Annotated in this window: 12 protein-coding genes; all 12 read right to left on the reverse strand. The window is 40.4% G+C overall.

The window, feature by feature from the left end; genetic code table 11:
* Window positions 1-3,079 (reverse strand): KxYKxGKxW signal peptide domain-containing protein (locus B7705_RS09920; RefSeq protein ID WP_239822330.1); only part of this gene is annotated, 3,079 nt, incomplete at its 3' end.
* Window positions 3,080-3,516: 437 nt separating this feature from the next.
* On the reverse strand, window positions 3,517-3,693 hold the full coding sequence (locus B7705_RS01240; RefSeq protein WP_000066117.1) for a hypothetical protein: 177 nt from the start codon (window positions 3,691-3,693) through the stop codon (window positions 3,517-3,519).
* Window positions 3,694-3,761: 68 nt separating this feature from the next.
* On the reverse strand, window positions 3,762-5,090 hold the full coding sequence (gtfB, locus tag B7705_RS01245; protein ID WP_000562905.1) for an accessory Sec system glycosylation chaperone GtfB: 1,329 nt from the start codon (window positions 5,088-5,090) through the stop codon (window positions 3,762-3,764).
* Between the two features lie 27 nt (window positions 5,091-5,117).
* Window positions 5,118-6,647 carry an accessory Sec system glycosyltransferase GtfA gene (gtfA, locus tag B7705_RS01250; protein WP_084947059.1) on the reverse strand — a complete coding sequence of 510 codons (1,530 nt, stop codon included), beginning with the start codon at window positions 6,645-6,647 and terminating at the stop codon, window positions 5,118-5,120.
* Window positions 6,648-6,661: 14 nt separating this feature from the next.
* Window positions 6,662-7,348 (reverse strand): hypothetical protein, encoded by a 687-nt coding sequence (locus B7705_RS01255; protein WP_038804382.1) that lies wholly within the window; start codon window positions 7,346-7,348, stop codon window positions 6,662-6,664.
* 255 nt (window positions 7,349-7,603) lie between these two features.
* Window positions 7,604-8,779 carry a family 1 glycosylhydrolase gene (locus B7705_RS01260; RefSeq protein WP_084947062.1) on the reverse strand — a complete coding sequence of 392 codons (1,176 nt, stop codon included), beginning with the start codon at window positions 8,777-8,779 and terminating at the stop codon, window positions 7,604-7,606.
* 51 nt (window positions 8,780-8,830) lie between these two features.
* Window positions 8,831-11,302, reverse strand: coding sequence for a hypothetical protein (locus B7705_RS01265; protein ID WP_084947065.1), 2,472 nt, complete (start codon window positions 11,300-11,302; stop codon window positions 8,831-8,833).
* Window positions 11,303-11,370: 68 nt separating this feature from the next.
* Window positions 11,371-13,758 (reverse strand): accessory Sec system translocase SecA2, encoded by a 2,388-nt coding sequence (gene secA2, locus B7705_RS01270; RefSeq protein ID WP_084947067.1) that lies wholly within the window; start codon window positions 13,756-13,758, stop codon window positions 11,371-11,373.
* Complete coding sequence (gene asp3 / locus B7705_RS01275) at window positions 13,748-14,782, reverse strand: accessory Sec system protein Asp3 (RefSeq protein WP_084947070.1); 1,035 nt, start codon at window positions 14,780-14,782, stop codon at window positions 13,748-13,750. The genes secA2 and asp3 overlap by 11 nt, the downstream gene beginning before the upstream one ends.
* Window positions 14,779-16,359, reverse strand: coding sequence for an accessory Sec system protein Asp2 (gene asp2 / locus B7705_RS01280; RefSeq protein ID WP_084947074.1), 1,581 nt, complete (start codon window positions 16,357-16,359; stop codon window positions 14,779-14,781). The genes asp3 and asp2 overlap by 4 nt, the downstream gene beginning before the upstream one ends.
* Window positions 16,346-17,944: an accessory Sec system protein Asp1 gene (gene asp1 / locus B7705_RS01285; protein ID WP_084947077.1), complete on the reverse strand. Its 1,599-nt coding sequence runs from the start codon at window positions 17,942-17,944 to the stop codon at window positions 16,346-16,348. The genes asp2 and asp1 overlap by 14 nt, the downstream gene beginning before the upstream one ends.
* A gap of 6 nt (window positions 17,945-17,950) precedes the next feature.
* Complete coding sequence (locus B7705_RS01290; protein ID WP_084947079.1) at window positions 17,951-19,210, reverse strand: accessory Sec system protein translocase subunit SecY2; 1,260 nt, start codon at window positions 19,208-19,210, stop codon at window positions 17,951-17,953.
* Window positions 19,211-19,806 lie beyond the last annotated feature (596 nt).

A 19,806-nucleotide genomic window follows, 5' to 3' on the forward strand; every position in this document is an offset into this window, starting at 1 on the left:
AAGCACTTTGACTTGCTGATACAGATGCTGAAGCACTTTGGCTTGCTGATACTGATGCTGAAGCCGATTGACTTGAGCTTACTGATGCGCTAGCTGATTGGCTTGCACTTACAGACGCTGATGCTGATTGACTTGAGCTTACTGATGCGCTAGCTGATTGGCTTGCACTTACAGACGCTGATGCTGATTGACTTGAGCTTACTGATGTGCTTGCTGAACGACTCGCGCTAAGCGATGCACTGGCTGAGGCACTAGCCGAACGACTTGAACTTACGCTTGCTGAGGCTGAGCGACTTGAGCTAAGTGATGCACTGGCTGATGCACTGGCTGAACGGCTCGAACTTACAGAAGCTGAAGCTGAGCGACTTGCAGATACTGAAGCTGAAGCTGATTGGCTTGAGCTTACTGATGCGCTAGTTGATTGGCTTGAGCTTACAGAAGCCGAAGCTGAGCGACTTGCGCTAAGTGATGCACTCACTGAAGCACTGGCTGAACGGCTTGAACTTACGCTCGCTGAGGCTGAACGACTTGCACTAAGTGAGGCACTCGCTGAAGCACTTGCCGAACGACTTGAGCTTACAGAAGCTGACGCTGAACGACTTGAGCTTACGCTCGCTGAGGCTGAACGACTTGCGCTAAGCGATGCGCTGGCTGATGCACTCTGGCTAGCACTCAAGCTTGCTGAGTGAGATTGACCTGCGCTAAGCGAAGCACTCGCTGAAGCACTTGAACTTTGGCTTCCTGATACAGAAGCAGATACGCTACTGCTCACGCTCGCACTGGCTGAGGCGCTTTGGCTTGCTGATACTGATGCTGAAGCGCTTTGGCTTGCTGATACTGATGCTGAAGCTGATTGGCTAAGGGATCCGCTTTCTTTAACATTGATTTGAATGTCCTTAAAGTTAAGCTGTCCTGCTTCGTCAGTAATCTTATATTTAAGTGTTACAGTTCCTGTTCCAGTAGGCGTCCCAGAAATTTGGATAGATGGGATATAGCCAGTTTTACCACCCCCTGATGGAACGGTTTTAGTAGTAACTGTTAATCCAAGTGCTTCTAGTTCTTTCTTACCATGAATCAGTTCAACCGCTTGATCTGCAAGGTAAGGACTTTGCCAAGAACCAACAGACTTGTCTCCTTTGTTATTACCATCATGAACATATAAAGTTTCATTAACTCGTTTACCAACTTCAACTTCAGGAACTAGTGGTTCAGGGGAAGGAGTTAGTGAGTCTTTGCTCTTGTTGATAATTGACTCCTGCGCAGCCTCCGTTACAACTTCTTCTGGACGGCCTAGATAGGTAAAGAATTCAGCATCCTTACCTCCCGATCCATTAGTCTGTCTGACGAGCATATTAGGATTTTCAGTTAAAACCGTCCCTGTAATAGTGAGTTTTGGAACATAGGTGAAATCAGCACGCCTTTCCACCCCTACAACATACCTCAAGCCACTATATTTGGTTGTACCACCATTACCAGTGTACAAAAACATAGAATTTTTAGCATCTTGCTCATATCTATACTGTATATCATTATGGAAATATAAAGTTTCATTAACTTTGTCTCCTACTTTATATTTCGCAAGAGGCGCCAATGCTTCTTTTTTCCCCTCAGCATCATACGTTACAGCAGGTCCCTTAAACTGAGTAGTAGTAAGGTTCATGAATATGCTGGTTTGAGGAAAGCTACGTCCATCAAAGGTCACATCCAGATTGACACTACTACTAAATGCTTTTGGATTATCACTCTTGAAAGTTACATATGGAATATAACGTCCAGGAGCCACTTCCACACGACCTGTTTCCGAGGTAATATTATATTTCTCTTGTGCTTCTTGCCAGTTTCGAGTCTCTAGAGTTTGTCTTGGAGAAAGTCCTGCAAACTCACTATCCTTATATGAACCGTAAGGATATTCGTCCGCATCAAATTGAGACTTATGCATATAATATGTTACCGAGAAAGGAACACCTGCTCGTCCCAGAAAGACCCGTTGTCTATTTAAACGACCACTTGTTTCTGGAGAGTTGATGCTATATGGATCGGTATTTAGAAAGAAAGGTTCTTTTGATCCAGTATCGATCGGATTTGCTCTAAAACCAGAATACCCTGTCTTTGGTGCAGTCGCTACAGTATTGTCAACCTTTTGGTTTTTCTCAGCTTGCTTGGTTGTATCCTTACCTTGGGCTTGGTTCTTATCTGCTACAACACCAGCTGCAAGGTTGTTGCTTGTTGTTGCTGCTTGGCTACTAAGTTGAGTTGCACTAGACAAAGCATCACCGAGTTTGCTTGATGCTAAGCTAGCTGCAGGTTTGGTATCGGCATTGAGTGATGCTGATGTAGAAGTTGAGACAGATGCTTGTACTTCTGATCCACTCGTTGCACTAGTGCTCTCAACTAGTGAAGTTGAAGCTTGAGCGCTCGCTGACGCTGATGGTGTAGAGCTTACTGATGCAGATGCTTTTGCACTTGCTGAGACTGATGTAGGAGCTGATGCTGATTGACTCGCTGACTCAGATGCTGGAGCAGTTGACTGACTTGCTGATGTTGAAGCACTTGCAGATACTGACTGACTCGCTGAGGCAGATTGGCTGACTGAAGCTGACTGACTCGCACTCGCTTGAGCCTCAACAGATTGACTGACTGATACGGAAGCTGAGGCAGATACTTGTTCTGCTTGAGCTTTCTTTACTTCTGCTTGCGCTTGAGCGATGATTGAGTTAGTACTTGTCTCAGTTGTTTCAGCTGCTTTTGGTTCAGCTGCGATGACTGTTTTATCCTTTTCTGCATACTCAGATGTTTCATCCGCATAAACAGTTTGCTCTTGAGTCATCACAAATCCTGCAGCTCCCGCGGCCAGGATTCCCCCTATACCCGCTAGCGTGTTAAAACTAAGGTGTGCGTGATCAAGTTCTTCAGTGTCTGACAGGGTACTAGAGACAACTTCGCCCATCCCACCGATACGGAAGAGATCCAATTGAGAGTTCGAGGCTTTTACCCAGTTTTTACCCGACTTGTAAAGCTTATAACGCTTTTTCTCATCTACGATCTCGAAATCTTTGTTAAACTTTTTACTTCGAAACATTTGTTTCCTTTCTTTTCATCAAAATGCGACCCTTTGTTAACCTCATGATCATTAACAAAGCGTAGTTGCGCTACCCTCTCAAAACCAGAGACAATCAAACCGCAGTCAGTCTCAGTTTTTATCCCTTTGACTCAGAAAAAGCAGATTCCATCTGGAATATACCAGTCGTTTTTATTTAGTATATACCATTTATCATTCTATCAAAACAGCTCCTCCTTTTCAAGCAATTATACTCGAAATGACAAATAAAAACACCTAATTTTTACCTAAAATTCGCTTTCAAGGATCAAATAATTGAAAACGTTTTATTATCTTTCGAAATCTCTTCCTTCCCCCACCCTTTCACACTAGTTCAGTTAGACAGGAACAAAAAAACCTTGACGAGCAAATCATCAAGGTTCATCTTTTCTAGAGACCATCTCCATCCAGAAAAGTTCCTAAAAAAAGCGTCCCAACTGCATGAGTAGTGTGACCAAAAGAGTTACGAGAAAGAGAACTCCGCCCAGCACGGCAATCATGCTAAAATCTTGCTTCTCCCTTTTTAGGGGTTTCTTTCGATTATCTAGCTGTTCTCGTATATGTTCTTGTAAAATGCTATTGTCCTTGTTAGACATGTGCTCCTCCTTTTCTGTTGATAGAAAGGAACTTGCTTTCATCGAAAGCAAGCCCTTGTCTTATTAGCTTATAAAATTGCCTTGTAGGCTTCCAGATCAGCCTGATTCGCCGCCTGTTTTTGCTTAGCAAGAGCAGCCTCCATTTCAGACGGAAGAGAGAGAACTCCCTGAATCTTACCTACCATGGCTGATACATTTTCCACCGGATAAATATGACTTTCTGCAACGAAACGATGATTGTGACAAGTCGTCTCAAAACTGAGAATCAGCATATTATTCTCAAAAGCTGTTCGACTACCATTGAGAATTTCATCACTGATATTGATATCCAGATACAAGTCGCAGCGAGCAAAGAGCTCATTCACCTTAGCTGGACGAATATTAGGGTAGAGGGAAATATTCGGATAGCGATTTAATTCCATTAAACGACTTGACATCTCAGTGATCGCTCCAATATGGAAATGAACATTTGGTAATTGAGTCAAAAGTGGTTCAATTTGCTCGATTTGGTCACTATTCGTCAGAATCAAAGCTTCTGGATTCATATTATTGAGGCGATGGTATTGATAGAGATAACCGACATTGCGGAAGTAACTCTTCTCTTTTGGTGTCGCAAGCTTGAGGATTTTATCATAAACTTGTTTATCCTGTACTGCGATACGGATGTTTCGATGAGGCAACTGCATCGCCGCTTTCATGTTACCCGGCAACTCCTCTCCAATTGGCTCCTGCCAGAAAAGAATATCCTCTGCTCGTCCTTCTTTCGGAGTCAGACCAACGGCTACTAAAAATGGTGTTGCTAGAGAATTGTAGATAATGCGATCTGTATCATACCCACGATATCGCAAGTAAAAGATTACAAATTCTTGCTTAGAATTGAAAATATGGCGTTTTCCATCAAGAGTTAAGACAATATCCTCTGTTAAATGATTTTCCATAATCACCGTCACGTTATCCTGATTAAAGTAGCGTGTATGAGTTGGACGTTGGGCATCATCATAGGTAATCTGTGCAAAGAGACGTCCCTTGCGATTGTAAATGTCTGCAGCGCGTACACGACCCTGATCATCCAACCACTCGACTGCACGAACGCGACGTTCATGTGTCGGTTGACGGTAAAAGATATTGGCACGTTTCTTACCCATGTCCAAGATTTCACCATTAACATTGCTCGAGCGAATTTCCCACAAATGAGGTTTCGGAACAAGGTTAAAATAAAGAGGTAGATCGTCCTCTGAAGCCACATCTCCAGTAAAGTAACTGTAAGGCGACTCGACATCAGGTGCGAGGTAGCCATCGTCTCGGATCACGACAACAGGGCAGTCTAGCCCAGCTGCCTTAAGTGAACGTAGTAAATCAAAACTCGCTTGATCATAGCGTTCAAATAAACAAATCATAGTGTTTATGCCTTTCTTTTCGAATCCCTACTGATGCTGTGCAGATTGAACAAGATCATACCAACGCTGGGCAATATGTTCATCAAGATATGGTTCTGCCACCTCGTAGGATACACGGGATAGATCTTCTTGGGAATGTTGAGTAAATAGCTGGACAATCTTTTCTGCGTATTCCGTTGTCATTGCATCCAGATCATCTGGACGTGCCTCAGGAATCAAGTAGCCATTTTCCCCATCACGAATAAAGGTTGGATTTCCATAACGTACATCAAAACCAATAATTGGCAGACCAGAACCAACCGCCTCTAACAAGGTCAAACCAAATCCTTCACTTGTAGAGGCAGAGAGGTAAGCAGAGTAATTTTGATAAACATCTGCCATGTGGTGATGCCCCATCAGACGGATATACTCTCCTGCATTTAACTCATGAATCAACTGCTCCAACATGGCCCTTTCACCACCCGTACCATAGATATCAAAAGTGATTTCAGGTAATTGCTCATGTGCCTTCACTACAGAGTGAATCAACCAATCAATATGCTTTTCACTGGCTAGGCGCGAAGCTGTAATCAATCCAAACGGCTTGCGCTCTCCTTCTGGATGACGCAATTGATCTAAACTTCCCACTGGAATAGTCAATATTTCCTTTGGTTTGATGGTTGTATATTGAGCGAATTGTTCTTTGAGTAGGTTCGTTTGCGCATCGGTCGAATTAATGATATAGTCCACTTCGTCAGCATATTCGAACTGATACTCATAATAGTTATTCCATAAAATATAGTCTTTCTCAGCAGGATTTTCACTAAAGTGGTCTGCATGAACGATTACGACTAGCTTTGCAGCGCCCTTATTAGCAAAGATAGCTTGACCAATATCTGTCTCTCGGTCTAAAATCAACAAATCTTTGTCCGTCAGAGACAGACTTCTCATAAAATGCGCGACAAACTCTTGCTTAGAATAGAAAACATGATTTGGGAAACGATAGACTTGCGTCTCCTGTCTACCATCGACTTCATTGATGATTTCCTCATAAGCCACACTGCCATCTTCATTGAGCCAGGTACGTTGATATAATTGCGCATGACCATTCATCGGACTAAAATACTCGATAAAATTCTTCGTATAAGTGTAGTACTCTTTTTGAATCAAACAACCACGCGAAACAATTTCAGCGCGCTCAATCAACTCTTTGTCCATATCACAGGCATAACAAGTCACAAAATCACCATCACCAAATACTAGTCGGATCGTCTTCATTTCGGTGTCGCGGATAATTTCGAGGGGCTCTTTATCGAAACTCGCTAAGACCTGTGTTAGCGTATAGGTCGTCGGTGCAATTTTGACATCTGTAAAATGCTGATAAAGCCAGATAACCTCAGAATCTTCAAAGCCGATATTCTTTGTCAAATGTTCAATGTTATCAGCAGATATAAAATCCATAAAGATGAACTTCGCTTCTAAGCCAACACTACGAAGCAATTTTGCACGGTAGATCTGCGCATATTCTACACCGCTACTCGCCCAGCCAATCCCCAAATTGATGTTATAAATTGTCATATTTGATTATCCTCTTACAAAAAGTTATCTCGTTTAATTCTTGAAAGACGTTTGATTCTCTTGCCCTTATCATCATCTAACTTATCTTCGTCTTTCTTTTTAGGTTTTGCGCGACGTGAAGTGATGTAGCTGACAGAGATGGTACTATCTGTTCCTGTTTTTGCAAGGGGTTGTTCGAGATGGAGTTTCTCTCTCTCAGGCACCACCTCTTCTTTCTCCTTAGCAACTTCTTCTGGTCTATCAAGTTCTTTACGCAATTCTTGAATTTTTTTGATATCTTTTGGTTTACCATCGATATCGTCCAGTTCTAGAAAATCATCAATTCGACTAATAATATTTTTAATTTTTTCTTTTTGTAAATTATACAATCTCTCAGCCTCTGCCCGTTTTTTGGTCAGAGTATCGATTTCTTCGAGAATAGATTCTCTCGTATCTAAGTAGTCTTTTTGTGCCTTTTCTAAAACTTCTTTAGCTTCTTTTTCGGCCCTATCATGAGCTTCAATGACAAGAGATTTGGCATAAATGACTGCTTCACCAATCTCTTTTTCTTGATTCTTCATAGAGTCGATTTTTTTACGTAGGGATTCAATCTTTTCATTCTTCTTTTGAATTTCACGATCGAACCCTTCCTCTAATGCTTCGATACAATCTTCGACTTCCTTAGCACGGTAGTTACCGAACAATGTTTTCTTCAGTCTCATTTTGCTCCCTCTATTCCTTACTTATTCTGATTTACACCACTACTCCTCATTGTAGCATAAAATAGCGTAAATTGCTATTCTTTTCTAAGCTCTAAACAAGGAAAATATCCTAAGCTGCTATCAAGCAAAAACCGAACTTAGCTTAAAGTCCATCTATTTCTAAAAAAATGTCTGATTGACAGATCAGACATTTTCAAAAGTAAAAATACGAACACTACTTCTAGGGTCGAAGAAATTCAGTTATTACTTCCTATTTTAAAAATTTAGTTCCGTCCAAGTAAGCGGTGTATAGCCAAGCAATTCCACACCATCATACTCGACTGTTTTCACGATCTCTTGGATGTTTGTTTTCAATTCTTCAGTTGCTACACTATTTGAATCATCCAAGACCACATCATCTTCCACGACGAAGAGTGGTTTTTGGTAACGATCATAAAGATTGTTCATCACGAGACGAAGTCCCACAGAATCTATGCGATTTTGATTTTGACCATTATTTGCATATTTGTTGATAAAAACTTCTTGGGAATTGCTTGATGCATAATAACTGAAGCTGACAAAGTCAATTTTCCCATCTCTTAGGACAAAGAGGTCGTCGTTTTCAATATCCAAGGCGATTTGATCACGTTCTAAACGACGCAAAAAGTGATTTGGGTAGTATCCACGAACTTGCACGTCTGTAAACAAATAATTTTCCCTATCTTTGACTTCTGCTTCCATTACATCAATAGCATTTTCAGTTTGCTGACTGTAGTTTTTACTAACAACCATCATCCCACCAAACTGAAACTCTGGGTTGATTGTTTTTCCGAGCTTGATTGCACGTGCAGAAGCAACTAATTGATAATGAGCTGCTTGCCAAATCACCTGTTCTTGATTGTCATCTGCTCCAAAAGACAATCCTCCACCAAGAAACGGCAAATGGTGCAAAACGTTGAACTCATTGAAGGTAATCCAATACTTCACTTTGTCCTTAAAGTACTGAAAGACAGCTTCTGCGTAACGCTCAAAGAGTTCAATCATCTTGCGGCTTTTCCAAGCTCCATATTTTTCGTATAGATTCAGCGGAAGGTCAAAGTGACTCAAGGTCACAATCGGTTCGATATCTTTTTCTAATACGTCATCGATGATTGCTTCATAATATTTCAACCCCTCTTCACTCGGCTGCAGCTCTTCACCATTTGGAAAGATGCGTGCCCAAGAAATCGAGATTCTATAGGCATTAAAACCCATTGATTGAATTAAATTCAGCTCTTCCGTATAATCTCTCTGACCTACTGAAGCAAATCTCCCTAGGATATCATAAGATCCTAAAGGTACATTTTTGTAGTCAACTGTTCCATTCAGAACTTCTATCCGAGACTGGTCAACTGGTAATACATCTGTAGTACCCAAACCTTTGTTACTATTTGACATCATATTTCTAATCATAGTGGCTCCTTTTGATTTTTATTATTTCTATTTAATGATTGCAAGTTCTGTTTAGAAGGATTTCTCATCTTCCTTTTTTTGAGTAATAGCAGCCAAACCAGACAATTCACTTGCAACATTTCTTAAGTCACGTGCTAGGGGCTGCGAACCTGGTCTGAGTAGGTGATAGAGTTGGCGTTCCGTCATCCTTAGATTTGTTCCATTTGATTCTGAATAGTGAGACAGATGTTTCAGAGAGGCTTGCAAATCTACATTCTTTATTGATTCCTCTCTATTTTCAAGCTCCTGTTGCTCCTCAGCAATATGTGCTTGAGATGATTCTTCTTCAAAAATTTCAGGCGTCATCACTTCTTGCACTTTTTGCTGGTGAGTTAGAGGGCTCATATCCAGTTCAGAGAGGCTCTTATACAGACGTTCCGAAGCATGCAAGTCATGCGCGAATACTTCTGTCTCCGCTACACTCTGTCTATAGGAACCAAATTCTGATTCTAACATACTATAGGACTGAGATAAGGATGCCTTCCTTAAACTCACCGAATCAGCTACACTCTGACTTTGACTTAAGGATTCAGATATTTGTTGGCTTTGACTTAAGGATTCGGATTCACTGGTATAGAGGATTTCGCTCAAACTTAACGACTCGGACTCAGAAAGTAGATGAGAAATCATCTCACTCAAGGAAAGAGATTCAGAAAGCGATTCCCATTCACTCTGGCTCAAGCTATAAAACTCAGACTCGGAGACACTCTGACTCGCTTGCTCTGATTCGGAGTAGCTCCACCACTCTGATTCTGAAGAGCTTTGAGATTCAGAAAGCGATTCCCATTCACTCTGGCTCAAGCTATAAAACTCAGACTCGGAGACACTCTGACTCGCTTGCTCTGATTCGGAGTAGCTCCACCACTCTGATTCTGAAGAGCTTTGAGATTCAGAAAGCGATTCCCATTCACTCTGGCTCAGACTATAGAACTCGGACTCGGAGACACTCTGACTCGCTTGCTCTGATTCAGAAGAACTCCACCACTCTGATTCTGAGTGACTTTGGGATTCGGAAATCGATTCCCACTCACTCTGGCTTAAGCTATAGAACTCAGACTCGGAAACACTCTGACTTGCTTGCTCTGATTCGGAGTAGCTCCACCACTCTGTTTCTGAGTGACTTTGAGATTCGGAAATCGATTCCCACTCACTCTGGCTCAGGCTACAGAACTCGGACTCGGAGATACTCTGACTCGCTTGTTCTGATTCGGAATAGCTCCACCACTCTGTTTCTGAGTGACTTTGAGATTCGGATATCAATTCCCATTCACTCTGGCTCAGACTATAAAACTCGGACTCGGAGATACTCTGACTCGCTTGTTCTGATTCGGAAGAACTCCACCACTCTGATTCTGAGTGACTTTGAGATCCGGATATCGATTCCCATTCACTCTGGCTCAGGCTATAGAACTCGGACTCGGAAACACTCTGACTCGCTTGCTCCGATTCGGAAGAACTCCACCACTCTGCTTCTGAGTTGCTTTGAGATTCCGAAACGGATTCCCACTCACTCTGGCTCAGACTATAGAACTCGGACTCAGAAACACTCTGACTTGCTTGCTCTGATTCGGAGTAGCTCCACCACTCTGATTCTGAGTAACTTTGGGAGTCTGAAACAGATTCCCACTCGCTCTGGCTTAGGCTATAGAACTCAGACTCTGAAACACTCTGACTTGCTTGTTCTGATTCGGAAGAACTCAACCACTCTGATTCTGAGTAACTTTGGGAGTCTGAAACAGATTCCCACTCGCTCTGGCTTAGGCTATAGAACTCAGACTCTGAAACACTCTGACTTGCTTGTTCTGATTCGGAAGAACTCAACCACTCTGCTTCTGAAGAGCTTTGGGATTCGGATATAGATTCCCATTCACTCTGGCTCAAGCTATAGAACTCGGACTCGGAGACACTCTGACTTGCTTGTTCTGATTCGCTCAAGGAAAGGGACTCTGAGTACGCAATACTTTCACTCAAAGAGAATGCATCCGTATCCTGACAAAGGGATTCCCCTGTCAAATGCTCAGAAACAGAGAGGCTATCAACCAAGGAAAGGGACTCAAATTCAGATTCTGAAGAAGAGACCACTAATGAGTAGTTCTCAGACATGGACTCTCGAAGCGAGAATCCTTTTGCTGATATACTCTGGCTAAACGACTCACTGTACGAATCTGCGACAGAAAGGCTGAGGGAAGCTAAAGCGCTAGTTGACAAGCTCTGACTAACATTTCTTATCAAGTCAGCCACTCCCAAACTGTTCCTTTCCTGAAAGTCTTCTAAGGCTTCCATGACAGAAACTGATTCTGTTGGTAACTCAAGATCTTCACTAGCACTCAGAATAATTTCCTTTTGCTCTTTGAGTTTTCGACTAACGGGCTTTGATTTAGTTTCATCCAGGCTACGGTAATCACTATCTTCCCTACCCTTTTGCTTAAACTTTGATATCAAACGTTTAAATCCCTTTAGCTCTTCGTTATTATTTTTGCTCATAATATGATTTTCTCCAAAAATACAGTTATATCATCATTATAAAGTCTACAACAGAATCTGTCAAAGCATTAGCCAAAGAAAACTTCTAATTTCCCAGAAGGCTTTATATTGATGTAACTCAATGCCATGTTTTTTATAATGTTTAGATTTATATCTGCATTCATTCTTTTGTATGATTTAAAAGCTTCTTTATGAAACTCAAAGACAGGATTTTTTTGGGCATACCCTTGACTAGACACCAAACCTTGAAATTGCTGTAAATAGTCAACCTGCTCAACCCAACAGTCATCTATCGCTCTCAAAACAACAGTTCGTTGAAATTGATTGAACAACTCTGAATCCTTGATTTTATCTTTTTTCTGCTGGTATTCTGAAACAAGGAGGTCAGATAAAAACTTTTTAACTTGCCGTAAATCCGTGACATCTAGATCATCTGGAATATCCTCGCAGTAATAACTAATGTTATCCAAAACAAAGCGAAATAAATCCGCCCGCTCTTTAAACGGTGTTTTACTTGTATAAATGTCCACTGCATCCGACAGGATAGACAAGAAATAAGTCAAATCAAAGTCTGGATGAGAGATGAACTTATTACGCTTATTGTAGATAATCTGTCGCTGAATACGGATACTTTCATCATATCGTTCCGTTGAACGTCTGGAAGCCGCTGACGCGTTATCACTATTCTTCTGAGCTTCTTCAACCGCATGTCTAATACGACGAGAAGTCAAATGAACCTTTTGTTTTTCCTCTGGTTTTGCAATTTCTTTGTGATAGTACTCACTAATCCATTTGCTACCAGACTTAGAAATAAGATCATCCTCAAGAGAAATAAAGAATTTGCTCAACCCTGGAGCGCCTTGTCGTCCGGCACGACCGCGAAGCTGCAAATCCACTCGCTCACTGGACATTCTCTCTGTTCCAACAACAGCAAGTCCACCCAACTCAGCAACCCCTTCTTCCAAGATAATATCTGTTCCACGACCTGCCATTGATGTTGCTACCGTCACTGCAGAACGTCTACCAGCCAGTGCGATCATCTCAGCTTCTTTCGCTGCATTATGGGCGTTCAACACATTATGGGCGATTCCCTCTTGGAGTAAGAGCATAGAATAAATCTCAGACATTCCAACTGATCCTGTCGCAATTAAAACTGGCTGACCTTTTTTATGTAATTTTTTGATATACTCCAATGAAGCATATAACTTTTGAGGAATCGTGAGATAGATTTCATCTGGATAATCAATTCGTAAATTGGGTTTTCGTGTAGGAACAACTACGACTCCCAAGTCGTAAACGTCTCTGAACTCCTCCTCACAAACTTTACCAGTACCCGTCATTCCTGCTAATTTTGGAAACATTCTAAATAAATTTTGATAGGTAATAGAGGCCATCGAACGCGTTTCCAATGTGATTTTCACACGTTCTCTGGCTTCTAGTGCTTGGTGCAGTCCTGATTGGAGTTTGTTCCCTTCCAAGAGACGTCCTGTCGCCTCATCCATCAGTTTAACTTCGCCATTATCCACCGTATACTGACGATCTTTTTCAAATAAGTGGTTAGCTCTCAAAGCTAGGTTAATTTGGCGAATGAGCTGGTAATTATCTGGATCATAGGCATTCTGAACGCGGAAATAAACCTCTGCTTCCTTTACTCCTTTTCTCGTCAACCATACAGACGTCCGAGTGGAGTCTAAATTAAAATCTTCCCCTTCTTTTAGAGTTTTTACAAACTCATCACACGAGAGAAAGAGGTTGGATTGAACCCGAGGAGAACCTGAAATGATTAGGGGCATCTGCGCACTATCTAGCAAGGCTGCATCTACTTCATCGACCAAACAAAAATAAAATTTTGGCAAAAACTTCTTTGATTGAGATGTCGCCAAGTTTTCTTCTAGGTAATCAAACCCTAACGCACTATGTGTTGTATAGACAATATCATTCTTATAGATTTGTTGTTTTTGAGGAATTTTAAGTTTTTTTGTCGGATCGTCCGAGACACCAACCCCAACGGTCATTCCTAAAAATCGAAAAACGGGTGCCATTTGTTTAGCATCACGCGCTGCCAAATATTCATTGGCCGTGACTAGGATTGTACTTTTTTCCGTCAAAGCATTTAGGTATAAAGGAAGGATAGCTGTCAAGGTTTTTCCTTCCCCTGTTCTCATTTCTGCAATCTGATTGTCTTGCATAACCAAGGCCCCTAAAACCTGAACATCATAAGGATATAATCCTAATACACGCTTGGCTGCCTCACGAATGGTTGCGTACGCTTCTGGCAAAATGGACTGCAAGCTTTCTCCTCCAGAAAGGCGTTCTTTAAACCATTTTGTCTGAGCTTGCAGTTTCTCATTTGACATAGCTGCATAACTATCAGATAGTTTATTAACCTTCTCCAAAATCTTTTTGTAACGCATTAGTTTATAGGAGTTGGTCAAATTGAATCGTTTAGTTTTCATTCTCTCTCATCCACTCTTCAATCTTTTCCAAGTCAATTGCTTGAAGTAAAAATGACTTATCTAATAAATATTCAATGTTTGCTAGTTCACGTGGTCTAGTCTTCAAGTCCGCATATTCCTTAACTTTTGTCGGATTAAATTGCTGTAGCAATAATTCTTTAAAAATAGGCGGATTTACTCGACTACGGTAACGTTCCAGCAAGCGTTGATAGTCTAGTTCGCTTAAAAACTCATCCGTCACAAGAGCGTATGAATTTCCAAATTGTTTGGAGTAATGCAAGGCCGCAATATTAGAAATCGCTCCATAACCAACAAAAGCCACTTTTTCAAAAAGATGCTCTTGCGCTAATTCTTCAATCGTTTCAAGCAAGGTTTCGTAAAAACGTTCCTCCATGTATAGGAGCGCTTCTCTATAAGACGAATTAACAATCAATACATTTGAGAAATGTTCACGAACACGTTCTGGAATAAAACCTGTTCGATTGAGTTCAGGTTCAGTAAAGCAAACATACATCGTTTCTTTCTCGGAATCCTGATGAAGCAAATCAGAAATCCAGTAGCGATCCACTGTATAATCCGCCAACTGCTCCTCAGCAACATAAATCCCTTCAAAAAGGAAGCGATGACAACCCGAGCTGACTAACTGCACCTTATAATATTGTGTATTATCTGGAACGCATACGCTGACTCTCTCTCCCTGTTTAATGATCTGATTCGAAATTTCTTCATCTCGAGCATCCATAAATTCAACTTTTAAGTATGTTGAATTTTCTGGGATGGTTTCTATATGACTGCCAAAAATATAGTTTTGCCCACGTTTCAATTCAGGAAGCTGACTCGCATTGCGTAAGGCCTGATAGTTTGCCCGTGAATGCCATTCATGAATAACTGTCCCCGAAGGCATGAACTGGTTTTCATACAAAACATGACCACCATCTAACAGTTTGACAGATGAACCGTATAGATACTGAGATATGCTTTGGATATCCCAATAAGCAAAATAGACTTCTTCCTTGTATCTCACGATTTAAACTCCCTTTCAAAACTATTCATTAATAGCGTTTTATATTGATTAAAGAACCATTCGACAATACCTTGTGTATCGTCGTTGTGTCGTCCAGTCAATCCCTTACTGATAACGCTGACGCGGTAATCTCGCTGTCCTAACTCATCCAGCATATCGGGATAGGCCGACATATCATAGTCATCTTGATACATAAAGGAGATAATGAATTTTGTTCTTGAGAAATCAGCTGACTCAAAAGCCGTCCAGAAACGTTCGTTAAGCTGAGCTGTAGCTTCACTTGATAACTCCCCTATTGTGCGGTACACCAAATCCAGTGACGTTGGAAATCCTCCCGGACGAATAGTTGACTCATTTTCTGCCATATCTCCTAAGTTTACAAGAGGTTTTCCGACAATGACGGCATGAGGTTCCAACTTAGAACTATAGTAAAGGGCGCCAAAAGTCCCCATTGACAAACCTGACAAGGTCAGTTGTTCCTTCGTAAAGCCGAGTTCATCTAAGCAGTTATGAACCACTTGGAGAAGTTTTTGTTCCAGCTCCTCCGATCCAAGATAGAATGCGCCCCCTTCTGAACGCGGATCCCCTACTAGTAAGAATGGCGATCCCAAATTATTCATCATCCAGTATCCCTCGAATCCCTCTGCGGGACGGTACCCTGAAAAATAGATGTTCAACGGTGGTTTCAAATCTCCTGGATGGAAGAAATAAATCAGTTCTTCTCTATTTTTATCGCTAATTCGTTTTCCTCCGACTAACAAGTCTCCATAGCCTAGATGGGAGTCTCGATAGTGGCAGGGACCAAGTTTTACAATCCCTTGTCCCTTTGCTTGAATACTGATACTCAAATAATACGAATCATTTACATCTAACGTCAGAGGCCGATCAAAGCTCGTTTCATCATAAATCCATTCTTGCATGGGAGAATTTCCAGCTGGAAAACCTTTGACAACGTAGCGGATCGAACAACCTTCTGAAACCCTGAACTCAGGCCACAGATCTAAGGGCATCTCCCCACTCAGAAAAACATTATGTTGATAGGTCGCAATAGTCTGATAATCTTCACCGTATCGGCCACACAAACGAAGGTAGTTTGTCCCTTCATAACTGATTTGACCCTCAAAAGATGGTGCAGCGACTAGATGATTAACACTTAGTTTCGTTCCATTTTGCTTGGAGAAAAAACCACGTGAAAATATATGTAGCATCTGCTCTGGATTTTCAAAATTTGTTTTCACAGCTTTTTTGCGCAAAAGAAATCGTTCCAGCGTTTTTGTAGTGATTTGACAACGCTCATGATAGAACATACGGTAAACCTGAATTTTCTGATCCAAGATAGTGACATGCTCTAAATATTCAGCAGTATCTACCAACACGACATCAAACGGTTTGTCTACTTTTTTCTTCTTTTTTTTCCCGTTTTCCGCCTCAACTTCTCTATTTAAGATCCCGATATCTTCTGGCAATAAAGAGACGATGTCTTCTGGTTTGACAAATGTCCATTTTATATTACTAGGAATTTCATATTGCTCCTGCCAATTTTCATCAGCAATTTGCAAAACACTAATTTTTTTCATTTCCTTTTAATTCCTTTATGGTATTTTTCCACATATCGACAATCTCACCCCTTGTATACTGTTCAATCTTCTTGACTGAGTGAACTAGAGATTGATTCCAATGTTCTAAGTTTGTGAGGTAGTATAAGAGTGCCTCTTCAAAATCTGAAATATCATCTAGAATCCAACCATTTTCTCCATGCTTCACATAAGAAGAACTATACAAGTTAACCTGAGGGATCCCTCCACTAATGCCAGCAATTTGAGTCAACACATCAGCTGGAGTTCCCAAATCTAGTATAATACGAACGTACTTCAGAACTTTAATCAAATCGCTGTCGCTATGAATGGTCTCAATATCAATCCGTTCGCGAACAATCTCCTCTTCATCATCAAGAACTCGGTTTTCACCTCTCGCTCTCTTCTCTTTATCAACAAAAATCAATTCTTGTTCATATTCTGGCTTAAGAGATCGATAGCTTTCTAGTACCTGTTTTATATAGGCCTCTCGACCAAAATCCTGACTTTGTGTTCCAACCAGCAAGTCAATCCATTCATTTTTCAACATCATTTCAAACAAAGTCGTAAACACATATTGAATTTGATCTGCTGGTAGATTGTCGTAATTGACGTAAACAATCAACTCTTTTTTTCTTTGACTATGCCCTAGGTTTAGATGAGTATCATAAGGCGGAATCTCATAAAATCCCGGCAACTGTTCTAGATCCACATTAGCTGCTATCGTTTCAATTTTATTTAAACTATCGACAACGAAGAACGGCGTGTCTGTCAAATCCGTTAGCAGCTGCTCCTGATTTGTAATTGGATAGCGATCTCCAAAAAAAGACAAGATAACATGATGGTTTTCCTTAATCTTTTGGAAAAAGTGATTGTGCTGCACATCTGACGAAATCACAATCGTATCATCCTTGGTTAGCGAAGAAGTTAAATACTGATCTAGTTTTTCATTGATCAATTCTTCGATATCTCGGTAAACTTCTTTTGCAAATGTAACCTGCGCCTCAGGGTTGATAAGCACTTGATGATTTTCTGTACCCAAAAATTCCCTAAACTGCCATGTACCTTGTAAATTTAAATAATCTTGGTAGTAAGGTTGATCATTTTCAAAATAGATGACACTCGAAACAAATCCACGATCATCAAAAATTAGCTGATGATTTGTCTGCCCACCCTCAAAATAAGTAATATCAAAGAAATTACCTGTTTGTGAAAAGTTAATTTTAGCATAGTGTTCTTGATTTAAATATACCTCAATCATAAAAGGAGTATAGAAGAATTCTACTCCTTGAGGCCATTTAATATCTTCCAGACGAATTTTACGTACAGATACATCCGTCAGACCTTGTATGGTATCAAATAGATTCCATACAGTTTCTGGCAATATTCTTTGCTGATAAAGAAAGGTTCGAATATGTGGTGAATAGTTCAAAATCAGAGTGGTATTTGCCTCTCCTGATTGCTGAAACATTCGCAGCAAATTCACCGCATCATCAAACATCATATTTTTAGACACGTAATAGAAAGGCAGGGTGGTAGAATACCATTTCCGATCTTGTCTATACCAAGATGGTACAAAGTAAAACATATCCCTCTATTCTCCTTTAAATTCTAATTCTTTGTGGTAGTAAGTCCCAATTCTCAAGATACGTATTTCTTCATGCAAAGGCAAGAGCATACTGACTAAAATGATCAATGTACTTGGTATAGTCAAAAGCAAATTTGGAAGAGGTAGGAAGAAATTAATGAAATAGGGTAAACCAATAAAAACGATCAGGTAGAGTGCTCCTACGTTAGATTGTAAGGAAATGTAATGTTTCAAAACTTTTAAAGTTGCTTTCCCAGGCTGGATATAATCTAGGTATTCTCCTTGACGTTGTAAACGTTTCGCTGTTTCTTCTGGTTCTAAGTTGATATAGGCAAATAAAATTGCAAGAAGATAGATAGCCAGTAGGTAAAAGGCTAAACTTAGGGGTTTTGTAAAGTCAAATAAACTACCAAAATTTTTTGTAAAACCATGTCCAAACCAGTCTAATACCAACTGAAGCAACATAATAACACTCGAGGCATACATAATAGGCATTCCCCCAGAGGGAAGAAATTTGATAGGGAGGTAAGATTTGCCGTAGTAACGACTACTTAGCATGACTCGATTTAGAGGCAAACGAATTTCAGCTCTCTCGCAGACCACAGCGATATAGCCCAAGAGCAAAAATGAGATCGCCGCACCTACTAGAAAGGCTAATCCTTCTTTAGAAAAAACAGATTGTCCTATCAATACCACTAATTGGTTAGCAAATTGTAGCAGAATTCCTGAAATAATAATAATTGTCTGCCCGCCTACTCCCTTGCTAACATTCAAACCAGCCAACCAAATAATAACAAAGCTTCCTGCTACAACAGTTGCTAGCACAGCCATATTATAAATCCAATCATCTACAAGAAGCAAAAAGCGTCCATTTTCCGAACGAGCTGTGTACATAACAGCTATCCCTTGTAACACGGAAAAAATCAAAGTGAGAATCTTTTGCACAAAATCCGCTTTTTTCAATGACCAGGACTGGATATTCCAACTTTTATTCAAGTTGATGACCTGCCAGACAATCATCGTCGTAATCCATGGACCTAATCCCAGAGAAAACATGGAAATCTGAGAGACATCTACTCCTGCCAAGGAATACAAATAGGCCAAGGGATTTTGCTCAGTTATTTGTGAAAAACCTGTATTGCCATTGTATCCTGGAAGTAAAATATGGCGACCAAGTAAATAGAGCGCAATGATCAAAATTGTAAAAATTGCTCTTCGGAAAAAAATACTTGTTCGTTTCTGTTTCTTAAGACCGAAATGTTTCATCTATCATCCTTTATTCTTTATATTTAGCACGTCTTGCGATCATTTTCTAGCAATGTTCATGCACCATCGTAACAGCAAGACAACTCAAGAAAACAGGCTCATCCCACTGATAATCAAGATAGGATTAACTGGCTTACCATGATATTTCACCTACGAAATACAGGAGCACCTCATGAGTGTAAATCTACTTGGAGCTTCTCTTCTATCCTTGAATATTTTCATGTGAGAACACCTGTTCTTCCATTTTTTCTATTTGAACATTATCAAATGCATAAACGGATTTACTTAATCCTTAAAATTTTTATAAGTATATCAACTCTGTCATCATGATTGACATCTAAAAAACCATTCCCATACCAAATCTCTGAAGGGTAAGGAATTTTACGCTTTCTCATCTGATCATGATCTTTCGAAAGTTGAATGGATTTTATCCGATTTTTCTCATTAAAAAATCATTTATAAAAATTACCAGTGCCTACTATTGTAGCATATTTATCAATTATTTTCAAACACGACCTCTCTTTTTATAAGTGTGAAGAGCACTTTATGAATTTTGAACAAAATCCATTTGGAATAGGATTGACTATTCTAAACAT

It is taken from the genome of Streptococcus oralis subsp. dentisani (genome assembly GCF_002096685.1).
Classification (GTDB): domain Bacteria; phylum Bacillota; class Bacilli; order Lactobacillales; family Streptococcaceae; genus Streptococcus; species Streptococcus oralis_AD.